This is a genomic window from Paenibacillus sp. FSL R5-0475, from assembly GCF_038004585.1.
Lineage (GTDB): Bacteria > Bacillota > Bacilli > Paenibacillales > Paenibacillaceae > Paenibacillus_AQ.
This window is the reverse complement of record NZ_JBBORK010000001.1, coordinates 7022811-7037262: the sequence shown is the minus strand read 5'-3', so window position 1 is coordinate 7037262 and position 14452 is coordinate 7022811. Positions and strand designations below refer to the sequence as shown.

Genomic DNA, 14452 nt, shown 5'->3' with positions numbered 1-14452 from the left:
TAACAGGAGGAGCCTTGCTCCGTTGACTTTTATCGTATGGGTGTTGAGTGCCGGGACAGCACCCTTATCATTACGATATATTAATTACTTCGTTTAAATCTTCGAGCTAACACAAATCCCACAAGAACTAGACCTCCACCTACTAAGTAAATAGGAAGTGCACTGTCTTCTCCCGTTTTCGGAAGCTCTGTTGGTTTATTGCTGTTATCCCCTGGTTCTTTCACAGTACCTGTCGGTACTTCCTCGACATCAATCTCGATCTCAATCTCTTCTTCATTTCCATTCTCATCCGTCACAATGATCGTGAACTTGTCTTTGCCAATGAAGCCTGGATCTGGTGTATAAATCCACTTGCCATCCTTAGTAATTGTCACCTTACCATGATCTGGCTTTTCACCGACACTCGGCACGCCCCCAAGTGGTATTTCACCTTCAAGAGGAACTTCCTCATCTGTAGTCAGTTTCTCTACAGGTGGCGTCACCTTCGGAACAATAGGCGTACTAGTTGGCACCGACGTAATAGTTGGTGTTACTGTTGGTGTCGCCACCACAGGTGTTGCGGATGGAGTAGCCGTAACGATTACTCCCGGTATTGACGTCGGGGTCGACACAGGGAAAATTGGATTGTCTGGCGTCGACGTAGGTGTTACTGTCGACACAGGTGTTTCCGTCGGTGTTGCTGTCGGCGTTGCCGTTGGCGCTGTTGTTGGTGCTGTTGTTGGTGCTGTTGTTGGTGCTGTTGTTGGCGCTGTTGTTGGCGCTGTTGTTGGTGCTGTTGTTGGAGTCACTATCTTTTGATTCGTTACAGTCATATCTGTAACTGTTGTTGAACTAAATTTCACCTCATATTTATTTGCATCCTTGATATATCCAATAGGTGCCGTTTTTTCTTGCAAGAAGTATTTACCAGGCCGGAGATCTTTAAATACTGTTTTACCGTCTTTATCTGTCGGAATAGATGTGCTAAATAAAACCTCCTCGGATCCAGACACGCGATATAAATTGAAGATAGCTCCTTCAAGAACTTTACTATTATCTGCTGCATCTACTTTCTTGACAGCTAATTCTTTTCTAGTCCCTTGTCCAATTCCACTGGAATCCGAAAATACTACAGTTACACTTGATTCTTTGGATTGGGTTTCCGTTTGGGATCCATTACCACTAAATTTAACAGAGTTACTAATTTTCCCACCATTTTTCGCCTCTAAAATTATAGAGTCATACTTCAAAATAAAAGGTTTCTCAATCGTTTTATTGAACTTCAATTTAAATTGCTCTGCACCTGTCTTGTCATCCTTTGTAAATTCAAGCGTATAATCCTTGTCGGCTCCTTGAATGAGTGCTGGACCAGATTCATTGACTGTGCCATCCTTTAAAATTGTTGTCGGCAGCAACCGGAATGACTCCGGCAAGAACATTTGATTAGCGTCCGGATTATCAATGATTTGTGCATCTTCTACAAGAGATTGGTTATAGTTGATCTTTAAAGTCCAATTTAGTTTTGTCTCATTTTTAGGGTCCTGTACTCCTGACTTGGTAACATATTGATCATTTTTACCACCGTTTGGAATGCTAACTTCACTTTTCAAATCTTTTGATACAGGCACACCATTGTCAGACAGCTTAGCTGTATTGTAAATCGTTCCATTCTCGACCACTTGATCCTTTAAGCTGGTGCTGAATTTAATCAAATAAGGCTTAGCAATTTTTTCATTAAAGCTTATTTTCAACAATTTAGTCGTTTTATTGTAATCTACAGAATATAGTTTGGGATTAGAGCTGGCAGTAACAGTGACTTCTTTTCCAACTTTAGGGTTACCACTGCTTTCTATCGAAAGTTCATAAACCTTTATAGATCCCTCTATCAACTGCTGTTTATCTTCTAAGGTATCAACAAGCACAGCTTTATCAAGCTCTTTGCTATTGTAGTTAATCCCTATTTCCCAAGAAATCTCTTTGGTTTGAGCGTCATAGGAACCGTTTTTGTAGCCATTATTCTTTGCTTTTGAATCAGGATAGAATGTATCCTCAACCGTGATGGTTTTCGTTTCTGTAGGATTGGACGGGTCATTCCATACAACAGAAGCTCTATTCAAAAATTTCACTTCGTTCTTAACCCAATCATATACAGTCCCGTTACTATTCTTCAACCAATCATTATTGAAATACGTTTTGTAAGTAATTGTATAAGTCTTATCTATTGATGAGTTGAATTTCACGGTAAAACCTTCTGTAGGTTTTGAATCATCAAGAGTATACATAGAAGAGTCCACTAGTTTACCGCTATCATCTTTGATAACAAACCCAACATCAGTAAATTTCAAACCTCTGTTAGGGAAGGTATCCGTAATCACTACATTATTCATTACTTTTTTATCACTATTAATTTTTATTGTCCAGCTTATAGTTTTATCAGCGTAATTAGCCTGTCCAACCTTCTTGGAGATAATATCTTGATTAAGTGTCCCGCTCGCAGGCTTGTCATTAGTAACACCATTAACTATAGTAGTAACAGTATTTGAAACCTTTGTTGCTTCTTCGATGCGATCTTTCGCCCGGGTCTGATACTCGATCTTGTAAGCATTCGAAATATTATTATTAAATGATAATTCGAAATTTTTCAGCCCTGCTTTCGGAGTTAAAGTATTCTCAGATACTGTGTAGTCAGTTACTAAAACTTTATCAGGATTATCTTTAGACTTAGTGAAATCTAATTTATATACCTTCAGAGAGCCAGGTACAAACTGTTGAGAGTCCGTATAATAATCGAACAATTTGGCATCTGCTTTAGAGATCGATTTTTCACCATAATTGTACTCAATCGCCCAATAAGTGTCCTGTGTCACGGAATTATAACTGAGAAAAGATTTCTTCAATAATGCTCCATGATTAAGAGATACACTTGCATTATCTGAAAAAGGTCCTGTATTATTCCCCTTGAAAGTTGCCGTGTTTACAAAAGTGGTTTTAGTATCATCAATAACATCCGTAACGTATTCAATACGGTATGCTTCCGTAATAGGTGTATTAATATCAGGGGTAATAAACTTTACCTCTAGGGTGTTCCCCACTAGAGTTGCAGAATATTGACTATTGTTTAAAGGAGCACCCGGAGATACAGTACCGTTTAACGCTACATTAAGCTTACTGACCTTGATATCACTTATATCAGTTAAAGCTAAACCCGTAGGGATTACATCAGTTACAGCAGCTCCATATACACTATCCATAACTTTGTTCACATCAACAGTCCATTTAATCTGTTTGGCATTATAATTTCCTTGATTAGTGCCTACCGCAACTCCATCTTTGTCAATAGTAGAACTAACCTCAGGTTTAAATTGGACTGTAAACTCCTGCTCTGCACCACCATTTATCGGAAACTTAATCGTATAGGGTATAGTATCCGTAAACTTTGTTGTGTCAAATCGAGTCTCCACTTCAATTGCACCTTTGACATCGAAATATTCTCCGACTTCACCGGTGAATGTTAAGGTAACTTTGTTAGGACTCCCTTTTATAATGTCGTAATGCCCCAGTTCTTGCCCTTCAATCATAATCTTTTTATTCAAAAAGTCTTTCTCGAGCACAAACCCTTCTGGTAGTTCAAATGTAAAAGTATCACCTGCAACGTAATCACTTCCATCTGGAACCGCCCAGTTATAGTTCAACTTCACGGTGGAGCTCAGCTTGTAAACAGAATCTGTGACCTGTACCCCATTCTCATATACAGACATCGTCACACTTGTAATGATATTAGCACTGTTCTCAATCGCCTTTGCTTTGACCTGAGAATCGAAGCCAAAAGCATTGAAAAACTGCGTACTAAGAAGTATTACTACCATCCATAAACCAATTTTCTTTTTCCACATAAAACGAAAGTCCTCCTTCTTCCTATAAAAGTACTTACTCGACTATTTCTAAGTTGTTTGTTCTCCAAATACTTCAATAATCTCCCTTCGATTGTAATTTGCCGACATGAACAATTTCTGAACAGATCTGAAATTTCGCCAGAATTGGCTCAATTAGCAAATTTTTTGAATAACAAAAAAGCCCTGACAGTGAGTTCACTGTCAGGGCTTCCTCTAAGTATTAGTAAATTTCTGCACAATATAATTTCACTTATATACTTGCGTGATCACGTTTGGTGTAAGTCTTACGCTTCTCCAGAAGCTTGTTCAGCGCATCAATATAAGCGCGGGCACTTGCTTCTAGAATATCGGTGCTAAGTCCACGGCCTTGTGCAGCTACTTCTCCCTGCGAAAGCACCACATGAACCTCACCCTGCGCATCTTTACCACGGGAGACCGATTTAATCGAATAATCTCCAAGGGTAACTTCCTCATTCGTGGCTTTATCAATAGCATTGTAGATGGCATCTACTGAACCATTACCTTCGGCCTCAGCTACAATCGGCTGATCTTCCGGACCCGCAATAATAACCTTGGCGGTTGGAACAGCTTCATTACCATAAGTAACGAACATCGTTTGCAGCTTAAAGACTTCTGGCGTATCAATTAATTTCTCTTCAATCAAAGCCAAAATGTCTTCATCTGATACTTCTTTTTTCTTATCTGCCAAATCCTTAAATCTAGAAAAAGCGGTGTTCAGCTCTTCTTCGGACAAATCATACCCAAGATCACTCAACTTATCGCGGAAAGCGTGACGTCCAGAGTGTTTGCCGAGTACCAGCTTGCTCTCTTTGAGTCCAATAGTCTCCGGTGTCATGATCTCGTAGGTAGTTTTCTCTTTCAGCATCCCGTCCTGGTGAATACCCGATTCATGAGCAAATGCGTTAGCTCCTACAATCGCTTTATTCCCTGGAACCACCATACCTGTCAGCTTGCTGACCAGACGGCTTGTGCGAGAGATCTCGGATAACGTAAGCGATGTTTTTGCGCCAAAAAATTCAGCCCGTGTCTCAAGCGCTAGCGCAACTTCCTCAATCGCTGTGTTCCCGGCACGTTCACCGATACCGTTGATCGTTCCTTCGATCTGATCTGCACCATTCTGAATCGCAGCCAGCGTATTTGCTGTAGCCATACCAAGATCGTTATGACAATGGGCACTAAGCTGTACGCGTTCAATATCAGGCACATTCTCTTTTAGATATTTAAAGATAGCTCCGTACTCCGAAGGATTCAAATAACCTACAGTATCCGGGATATTAACAACATTAGCGCCTTCCCGGATAGCCATGCCGACCATTTCAGCCATGAAATCATACTCCGTACGTCCCGCGTCTTCTAATGAAAACTCGAGCTTAGGGAAATATTTTTTAGCGTATCGGATAGCAGACTGTGCAGTTTCCAGCACCTGAGCCTTATCCATCCGTAGCTTATGCTGGCGGTGAATAGGAGATGTAGCCAGAAAAATATGAATACAAGGGTCCTGCGCTCCCTGTAGTGCTTCTTTTACAGCATCAATATCTGTCTCTCTAGAACGAGAAAGGCCGATTACCGTGACGTTCTTCACAGCTCTTGCCACCGCATTAACAGAAGCTAGATCACCTGGAGAAGCTGCAGGAAAACCCGCTTCCATGCGATCAATTCCCAGCTTCTCTAACTGGTAAGCGATCTCCACTTTCTCACGCGTGTTGAGGTTCACACCTGGTGACTGCTCTCCATCTCGTAGTGTCGTATCGAACACATAAATTTTCCGCATGCTAAGCACCTCCCAAAAATTGTGCTGAAACTCTCAAATGCGGCTCGCAAAGTCACGGCCGCATTTGAAGGTAATACTATTTAATCATAAGTATGATTATGATTATTTCTTAATCCAGTGCATCATTTCACGCAATTGGCTACCTACAACTTCTACTGGGTGAGCAGCTTCGTTGCGGCGTGTAGCGGTAAGGAAAGCACGTCCGGATTGGTTCTCAAGGATAAAGTCACGAGCGAATTTACCTTCTTGAATATCTGTCAGAACAGCTTTCATAGCTTTTTTAGTATCTTCAGTTACAATGCGTGGTCCAGTTACATAGTCACCGTACTCCGCAGTGTTACTGATGGAATCGCGCATGCTGGACAATCCGCCTTCGTATACCATGTCAACGATCAGTTTCAATTCGTGCAGACATTCGAAGTAAGCCATTTCAGGAGCATAGCCTGCTTCTGTCAAAGTTTCGAATCCAGCTTTGATCAGTGCGGATACACCACCACAAAGTACTGCTTGTTCGCCGAACAAGTCGGTTTCGGTTTCTTCACGGAAAGAAGTTTCGATAACTCCTGCACGTGTACAACCAATACCTTTTGCATAAGCAAGACCAATTTCTTTCGCTTTACCTGTTGCATCTTGTTCGATAGCAATCAAGCCAGGAACGCCGAAGCCTTCAACATAAGTACGACGAACCATGTGACCTGGAGATTTTGGTGCTACGAGCAGCACGTCCGCATCTTTAGGAGCAACGATTTGTCCGAAGTGTACGTTAAAGCCGTGGGAGAACATCAAAGCTGCGCCTTTTTTGAGGTTTGGTTCCACTTCATTTTTATATACGGATGCTTGAGTTTCATCTGGCATTAAGATTTGCACAACATCTGCACGGGATACTGCTTCAGCTACTGGCAATACTTCAAAACCGTCATTTTTCGCAGTTTCAAAAGATTTACCTTCACGAAGACCGATGACAACTTGAAGACCACTGTCACGTAGGTTTTGTGCTTGGGCATGTCCTTGGCTACCGTACCCGATTACCGCAATTGTCTTTCCTTTTAATACACTAAGTTCTGCATCCTGTTCATAGTACGTTGTAACTGCCATTGTCAATATCCTCCTTTAATTTGAGACCCATCATAAAGAGCGGGTGCTTCAAGAGAACTGGATTCGTCGATTAGATCAAGCTGCTCCTCAAGCTCCCGCTCTTTAGCGGGAATGTCATTCATATCATATCAGATTAATGCAATCAAGCAGTAATCCGTTAAAGTCGCAAAATAAACTATTTAAGAGTTGCCACGTACCATAGCCGTAACACCTGTGCGAGACAGCTCTCTGATTCCATAAGCCTTCAATAGCTCGATCATCGCGTCAATCTTCTGTGTCTCCCCAACTACCTGCACCAGTATAGTGGTGCTGCCGATATCGACAACTGAAGCACGGAAAGTCTCAACTACACCCAAAATTTCCGGACGCTCACTTGGATCAGCATTCACTTTAATCAGAGCCAGCTCGCGTGCAACCATTGGCTTAGCTCCAAGATCAACAACTTTGATAACATCAATTAGCTTATAGAGCTGCTTCTCGATTTGTTCAAGGGTATGCTGGTCGCCAAGAGTAACGATAACCATCCGGGATAATCCAACCTCTTCGGACTGGCCGACTGTAATACTCTCAATATTAAATCCACGGCGACCGAACAAGCCTGACACCCGCTGAAGCACACCTGGCTGGTCATTTACAAGTACAGAAATCGTATGTCTTGTCACTGTTATTCATCCCCCATCAGCATATGATCGATGGTTGAACCTTGAGTTACCATCGGGTAGACATTCTCGTCTTTTGGAACAACGAATTCTACCAATACTGGACCCGGTGTTTCCAGAGCTTTCTGCCATGCATCACGTGCTTCTTCCTTATTCGTCGCCCGTAGACCTTTTACACCATAGGCCTCAGCCAGCTTAACGAAATCCGGACTACCTGCAAGGTCTGTATAGCTATAACGTTTGTCATAGATAAGATTCTGCCATTGGCGAACCATTCCAAGCACTTGATTATTAATAACAACGATTTTGACAGGTATATTGTTAATCGCACAAATCGCCAGCTCTTGGGAACACATTTGCATACCGCCATCCCCGTTAATCGATACTACCAACCGTTCAGGATGTGCCATTTGCGCACCGATAGCTGATGGGAATCCGAAGCCCATCGTTCCAAGACCACCTGAAGTAATCCATGAACGCGGATGATTGAACTTGTAATATTGTGCTGCCCACATCTGATGCTGGCCAACGTCCGTAGTAACAATCGCTTCACCATTAGTGGTGTCAGTAATCATTTCAATAACCCATTGTGGTTTAAGCTCTGTCTCCGAATCTTTATACCGAAGTGGCTGATCAAGCTTCGACTGCGCGATATGCGTTCTCCAAGCATCAGCCTTAGATGCACGGCCAACTTCAGGAATCAGCATTTCCAGTACAGTTTTTACATCTCCAACGATCGGAATATCAGGCGATACATTTTTTCCGATTTCTGCAGGATCGATATCGATATGCACGATCTTGGCTTTTGGCGCGAAGCCGTCCAGCCTACCCGTAACACGGTCATCGAAGCGGGCACCGATATTAATGAGCAAATCACATTGCTGAATCGCATTGTTTGCGGTATATGTGCCATGCATACCTGGCATTCCCATCCAAAGCTCTTCAGCACTTGGGAAGGCTCCAAGTCCCAGCAAGGTTGTAGTTATTGGAATCTCTGTCCGTTTCACGAATTCGAACATAGCCTCATGTGCTCCAGAGTAGATAACTCCACCACCTGCAATGATAATCGGACGTTCAGCAACCTCAATCGCACGAACCAGTTTATCAAGCTGCAGTTTGTTTGGAACTGTACAAGGGTTGTAGCCACGAAGATTTACGGTCTTCACTGGTGTGAACAACGTCTTTGCTGCCGACACATCTTTCGGTATATCGATCAATACTGGACCTTTACGACCGGTATTCGCCACATGGAAAGCTTCATGTATTACGCGAGGGAGATCCTCAACATCTCTTACAAAGTAGCTGTGCTTAGTGATTGGCATCGTGATTCCAGTAATGTCTGCTTCCTGGAAAGCATCTGTACCGATCAGGCTTGAGAAAACGTTACCTGTGATTACGACCAATGGAGTGGAGTCCATATATGCTGTAGCAATACCTGTTACAAGGTTTGTTGCGCCAGGACCCGAGGTTGCGATACACACCCCTGGTTTGCCACTTGCTCTAGCGTAACCGTCAGCTGCATGAATCGCTCCTTGCTCATGACGTGTTAACACGTGATTGAAATCCGTAAAACCGTACAATGCATCATAAATGTACAATACAGCTCCACCTGGATATCCGAATACTGTGTCTACACCCTCCAATACAAGGCTGCGGAGTAGTATTTCCGAACCGGTAATAACTTCCGGCTCCATCCATTTTTCTTTTAGCTGCTCTGTAGACCGTAATTCCGGTATTTGCGCGCTCATCAGTATTCCTCCTCCGATATTTAACATTCATTATGCAAATGACGGACCGTCCTCTATACATCAGCAAATAGTTATTTATAAAACAAAAAAACCTTCCGCCTCCCACGCACAGTATTAGCGCGTGAGGGACGAAAGGTTGATCTTCCGTGGTACCACCCATGTTTGCATTACATCTCGCGATGCAACGCCTTATCAGGTATACAAAAATCCATCGATGTAGGCAAGGGCCCTAATCTCTGTAACCTGAAGTCCGTAACGCGGACTAAACGATTCCCCCTAATAATTCCACCACTCTAGCCAGTGGACCTTTCAGGGAAACAGCTCCGAGGTGAGCTCGTATATAAGGGATTTCGGTGGAGGTTGCAGCAAATCCTCACACTCTCTGAGCAAAAGAGCCCTTAAAACTTCGTCCTCATCATTGCCGATACATGTATGTTCGTTAAAATGTTTAGACACATTATATGATTCCTATCACGGATAGTCAATACCCTTATTTTTAAAATCGTCACAACTCCTGCTTCTACCCTCTCGGAACGCCTGCCCCTCTCCCAACATATGATGTACGACAATGCGTGGAAAGGGGACGCTCTATGATTCGTTATCGTCGACCGAAGCAGGATGACGTTGTTATTTTTGATTTAATCGAGCGACAGCTCGTTCCATTATCTCATCTGCCGCAAACTGAAATCACTAAAATCAAAAAGGATTTACCCCGTCGTCTAGGACACGGAATCACACTTGTCACCTGTCCCGACTATGAAAGCGATCCAAACGGGTTTGTCCATTTCTTGCTGCATGGTGATTTACTCTACATCGATATGCTAGCCATTGCACCAGATGCTCGGCGAAAACACTTGGGAAATATGCTTATGGATCGGGCAGAAAGATTTGCACTTTCTCGCGGTTGTCATCGTTCTAAGGTATCTGTCGATCTAGGGAATGCAGCAGCGCTAGCCTTTTATCGAAAATTGGGCTACAGCGTAGCCCGTTATCAATCGCTAAGTTTTTGTTACGAGCTTGAGAAACGATTCTCCTAGCCAAAGCAGCACTTATCGGAACTCAAAAGAATCCAAAAGGTGAATATGGTGTGCCTCCGTACCCATAACCTCCATAAGGAGTTCCATATCCGTAACCGCCACCATAAGGTGTAGCTCCACCATAGCCTCCTCCATAGCCACCGCCATAACCTCCACCATAAGCATAAGGGGCAGTACCAATGGCGAGCAAATCAAACAACACTAATGGAATGATTGCTTTAGTTTGTACTTTTTTACCACTTACACGTTGTAAAATAAGACGATTTCCTGATACACGAAGCAGCTTTCCTGTAACCTGTGTGCCATCTTTTTTCACAGCGATGATCTGTTTACCTATGAGCCTCATAACCTGCTTTTTCGTAACTGGCTTAGTCATAATATCCCCTCCAAAAAGTTTTGCATGCCTCTGATTCCCACCATCTTCAAAACAGTTTATTCGCACAAAAGTACCTTCGCCTGTACACTTGCCCTTACCTCTTAATGTTTATCCATATCGATCCTAACAAAAAAAGCCGTATCTCCGGAAAAGTCCGGAAATACGGCTTGATAATGATATAAGCAAAAAATCGAAAAGATCTAGCGTTTACCAGGATCGTAAGGCTGACCTAATGCCTTAGGAGCAGCGGAACGACCTACAGCACCTACCAATACAATGATCGTTAATACGTAAGGAATCATAAAGATGAACTCTTGTGGTATGTCCTTTGACCATTCAAACAATTGTACGTAGTTACGGATCGCTTGAGAGAATCCGAAGAATACAGCAGCGCCAAAGGCACCAAGCGGATTCCACTTACCAAAGATCATCGCTGCAATAGCGATAAAACCTTGACCTGAAATCGTATTATGCCCAAAGGTTCCGGTTGTAGTTAGAGTGATTGTAGCACCACCGATACCAGCCAGCAATCCACTCAGCATTACGCCGATATATCTCATCCGCTTCACCTTGACCCCTAAGGTGTCTGCAGCACTAGGATGTTCACCTACTGCGCGTAAACGCAGTCCAAATGGCGTTTTAAACAAAACGAAATAAATAACAATAACCAGCACAATGGCCAGATAAGTGGTCGGATAGGAATTAAATATCCCTTCACCGATCACTGGGATTTTGGAGAGTCCAGGAATTGAAACCTTGTTAAACCCATCGATTAGTGGAGTTTCAGCAGATCCATCAAACAGCAGCTTTACCATGTAGAGCGTACTGCCTGCGGCTAAAAAGTTAATAACCGTACCACTGATCGTCTGATCCGATTTAAAGGTAATAGCTGCAACTGCATGAATTAGTGAACCAATTACCCCGACGGCCATAGCACATAGTACGCCAATCCAAGGAGCCCATTCACCCATCCCAGCATCTTGAGCATAATAACCGCCCACTGCTGCGGCAAAAGCACCAAACATCATCAAACCTTCAAGTCCAATATTTACGACACCGGAGCGTTCAGAGAAGATGCCGCCAAGTGAGGCAAAAATAAGCGCTGTGGAAAAAACAAGCGTTGTATTAAGCAGTTGACCTAACGTCTGCAGATCCATCTATAACACCTTCTCTTTCTTGCGCTTGAAGTAAAAGGGCTTAAGCACCCAGCGCACAATCCCTTGTGCCGCAATAAAGAATATGATTGAACCTATAACGATACGAATAAGCTCTGGAGGAACATCTGCAGCAAAACTCATTCCTGCAGAACCATAAGTCAACGTACCATAGAGAATCGCAGCAAGAACAACACCAAGTGGATGTGTTAAACCAAGTAGAGCCACTGCGATACCATCAAAACCATATCCTGGTGATGCCGCGAACACAGATTGATAATGGAATACACCCAGTACCTCCCCTGCTCCGGCCAACCCTGCAAATACTCCACTTATGAACATTGCTTTTACAACGTTACGGCCAACATTCATACCTGCGTACTCGGCAGCATGAGGATTGTAACCAACAGCACGCATTTCATATCCTTGCTTAGTCTTCCATAAGTAGACATAGAAGAATACTGCTGCAGCAAGGGCAATAGCTGTTCCCCAGTGCAGACGTGCATTGTCAAATAACGAATTCAAGAACGTCATAGAAAGTGAAGCTGGAATATCCTCGGAACGATTCTGTCCCGGGAGTAAAAGAAATGCTCTTACAATATAATTCGACAAGTACAGAGCAACCCAGTTTAACATGATCGTGGTAATAACTTCATTAATCCCACGTTTGGCCTTCAAGTAGCCGGCGATACCAGCCCACAGACCTCCACATAACCCTGCTATAATAACAGCAAGCGGAACCAATATGAATCCTGGCAAGGCTGCAAATTTAATGCCCACCACGGTCGCAGCTGTCATACCAATCATCACTTGTCCGTCTGCCCCGATATTAAACATCCCTGAACGGAATGCAAAGGCTACGGCTAAACCAGTGAGCATTAATGGCGTCATTTCGCGCACGGCTTCACCAAAGTTGTACAAGTTACCAAATACACGTGAGAACAGTGCGGAGTAAGCAGTTATCGGATCATAACCACCCATAAGCATAACTATTGCTCCCACAAGAAAACCAAGTACGATGGCGACAAGAGGAACGATATAGCTGTCAGTTGTGAAGATTTTTTTGAACTTATTCAACTGCCTTACCTCCCCGCTTCAAGCTGCCTGCCATCATAAGACCCAGTTCCTGGTCATTCGTATCCTGCGGGAACACTTCACCGACAATTTTGCCTTCATAGATAACAGCAATTCTGTCTGATACATTCATAATCTCGTCCAATTCAAACGAAATGAGTAATACAGCTTTTCCTTGGTCACGCTGTGCGATAAGCTGCTTTTGAACAAACTCGATAGCCCCAACATCTAGACCGCGTGTTGGTTGTGCTGCAATAAGTAATGTCGGATCTTTATCTATTTCCCGAGCAATAATCGCTTTCTGTTGATTTCCGCCGGATAGAGAACGTGCTTTGGTCTGAATTGAAGGTGTACGCACATCAAATTGCTCCACAAGACCTTCAGCATATTTATCAATGACATCATTTTGCATAAAGCCATTTTTGTTATATGGACTCTTATAGTAAGTTTCCAGAACCATGTTCTCACTTACTGAGAAATCAAGCACCAAACCATGCTTATGACGGTCCTCTGGAATATGAGACACATTCATCTCCGTAATCTTACGCGGGGATAAATTAGCTATTTCGTTCCCGGACACCTGAATAGAACCAGAATCAATTTTACGCAGACCTGTAATGGCCTGAATCAGTTCACTCTGTCCATTGCCATCTACACCAGCTATTCCGAGAATTTCTCCGGCTTTCACATCAAAGCTAAGGCCGTCCAGCACTGAGACACCATCTTTACTCTTGCTGTTCACATCCTTCAGCTCGAGTACAGTTTTGCCAACCTCAGGAGCCTTCTTATCTACCTTGAAGGTTACGCCACGTCCAACCATCTTCTCAGCTAGTTCATTCGGATTAGTCTCTGCGGTATTTACGGTATCGATTACTTTTCCGCGTCTAATAATGGTGACCCGATCAGATATTTGCATAATTTCTTTAAGCTTATGCGTAATCAGGATAATAGATTTTCCCTCTGCAACAAGCCGCTTCATAATCGCCATCAATTCCGTAATTTCTTGAGGCGTAAGTACTGCAGTCGGCTCATCAAATATGAGAATATCCGCTCCGCGGTACAGGGTCTTCATAATTTCTACCCTTTGCTGCATACCTACAGAAATGTCATGAATAACGGCATTTGGATTCACTTGCAGGCCATATTGCTCCGATAGCTTCCGAACCTGTTCCGCAGCGGATTTATAGTCAATTTTAAGACCTTTCTTCGGCTCCATCCCAAGAACAATATTCTCGGTAACCGTAAAAGGTTCCACGAGCTTGAAATGCTGATGCACCATACCAATACCAAGCTCAATCGCTTTATTGGGATTATCAATTATAACCGGTTTCCCGTCGATTTCAATACTACCTTCGTCCGGTTGATACAATCCAAACACGATATTCATTAGGGTTGATTTACCTGCACCATTCTCACCGAGCAATGCAAGAATCTCACCCTTTTTTAAGGTCAAGCTAATGGAATCGTTAGCAACAATACCAGGAAATCGTTTTGTGATTTGCTTCAACTCTACGACAGGAGCCGCAGCACTCATGGAATCACCCTCATCACAGAATATATAACTACCATGCAGACACGGATGTACCGCCCTTTTCAAGACGGTATAACTGTGTCCAACTTATCATAACCAGTGCTTTAACAAGGA

10 protein-coding genes are annotated in these 14452 nt (G+C 43.1%); 1 reads left to right on the top strand and 9 read right to left on the bottom strand.

Translation table 11 applies throughout. The features are described from left to right. Positions 1-80: 80 nt before the first annotated feature. From MKX41_RS31715 to ilvB, 5 genes are all read right to left on the bottom strand, one after another. Positions 81-3872: a collagen binding domain-containing protein gene (locus MKX41_RS31715; protein WP_340974687.1), complete on the bottom strand. Its 3792-nt coding sequence runs from the start codon at positions 3870-3872 to the stop codon at positions 81-83. A gap of 250 nt (positions 3873-4122) precedes the next feature. Then, positions 4123-5664, bottom strand: a complete 1542-nt coding sequence (locus MKX41_RS31710) for a 2-isopropylmalate synthase (RefSeq protein ID WP_340974686.1) — start codon at positions 5662-5664, stop codon at positions 4123-4125. Positions 5665-5766: 102 nt separating this feature from the next. Then, on the bottom strand, positions 5767-6759 hold the full coding sequence (ilvC, locus tag MKX41_RS31705; RefSeq protein ID WP_036679485.1) for a ketol-acid reductoisomerase: 993 nt from the start codon (positions 6757-6759) through the stop codon (positions 5767-5769). 179 nt (positions 6760-6938) lie between these two features. Then, a complete protein-coding gene (ilvN, locus tag MKX41_RS31700) occupies positions 6939-7427 on the bottom strand; it encodes an acetolactate synthase small subunit (protein ID WP_340975138.1) in 489 nt (162 codons plus the stop codon). Continuing rightward, positions 7424-9166: a biosynthetic-type acetolactate synthase large subunit gene (gene ilvB, locus MKX41_RS31695; protein WP_340974685.1), complete on the bottom strand. Its 1743-nt coding sequence runs from the start codon at positions 9164-9166 to the stop codon at positions 7424-7426. The genes ilvN and ilvB overlap by 4 nt, the downstream gene beginning before the upstream one ends. 590 nt (positions 9167-9756) lie before the next feature. Between ilvB and MKX41_RS31690 the strand changes: the two genes are divergently transcribed. Beyond that, positions 9757-10203 (top strand): GNAT family N-acetyltransferase, encoded by a 447-nt coding sequence (locus MKX41_RS31690; RefSeq protein ID WP_042125089.1) that lies wholly within the window; start codon positions 9757-9759, stop codon positions 10201-10203. 22 nt (positions 10204-10225) lie between these two features. Here the strand turns inward: MKX41_RS31690 and MKX41_RS31685 are convergent, their stop codons facing one another. The 4 genes from MKX41_RS31685 to MKX41_RS31670 all read right to left on the bottom strand — a co-directional run bounded on the left by MKX41_RS31685 (position 10226) and on the right by MKX41_RS31670 (position 14341). Then, positions 10226-10579, bottom strand: coding sequence for a hypothetical protein (locus MKX41_RS31685; RefSeq protein ID WP_042125087.1), 354 nt, complete (start codon positions 10577-10579; stop codon positions 10226-10228). 200 nt (positions 10580-10779) lie between these two features. Then, positions 10780-11736: an ABC transporter permease gene (locus tag MKX41_RS31680; RefSeq protein WP_042125085.1), complete on the bottom strand. Its 957-nt coding sequence runs from the start codon at positions 11734-11736 to the stop codon at positions 10780-10782. After that, positions 11737-12810, bottom strand: coding sequence for an ABC transporter permease (locus MKX41_RS31675; protein WP_042125082.1), 1074 nt, complete (start codon positions 12808-12810; stop codon positions 11737-11739). Then, positions 12803-14341 (bottom strand): ABC transporter ATP-binding protein, encoded by a 1539-nt coding sequence (locus MKX41_RS31670; protein WP_042125080.1) that lies wholly within the window; start codon positions 14339-14341, stop codon positions 12803-12805. Before MKX41_RS31670 ends, MKX41_RS31675 begins: the two co-directional genes overlap by 8 nt. Positions 14342-14452: the final 111 nt, after the last annotated feature.

Excerpts from the sequence above, each read along its gene's own strand:
- ilvC (WP_036679485.1), bottom strand. The coding sequence starts at position 6,759 with ATGGCAGTTACAACGTACTATGAACAGGATGCAGAACTTAGTGTATTA.
- MKX41_RS31670 (WP_042125080.1), bottom strand. The coding sequence starts at position 14,341 with ATGAGTGCTGCGGCTCCTGTCGTAGAGTTGAAGCAAATCACAAAACGA.
- MKX41_RS31715 (WP_340974687.1), bottom strand. The coding sequence starts at position 3,872 with ATGTGGAAAAAGAAAATTGGTTTATGGATGGTAGTAATACTTCTTAGT.
- ilvB (WP_340974685.1), bottom strand. The coding sequence starts at position 9,166 with ATGAGCGCGCAAATACCGGAATTACGGTCTACAGAGCAGCTAAAAGAA.
- MKX41_RS31680 (WP_042125085.1), bottom strand. The coding sequence starts at position 11,736 with ATGGATCTGCAGACGTTAGGTCAACTGCTTAATACAACGCTTGTTTTT.
- MKX41_RS31710 (WP_340974686.1), bottom strand. The coding sequence starts at position 5,664 with ATGCGGAAAATTTATGTGTTCGATACGACACTACGAGATGGAGAGCAG.
- MKX41_RS31685 (WP_042125087.1), bottom strand. The coding sequence starts at position 10,579 with ATGACTAAGCCAGTTACGAAAAAGCAGGTTATGAGGCTCATAGGTAAA.
- MKX41_RS31690 (WP_042125089.1), top strand. The coding sequence starts at position 9,757 with ATGATTCGTTATCGTCGACCGAAGCAGGATGACGTTGTTATTTTTGAT.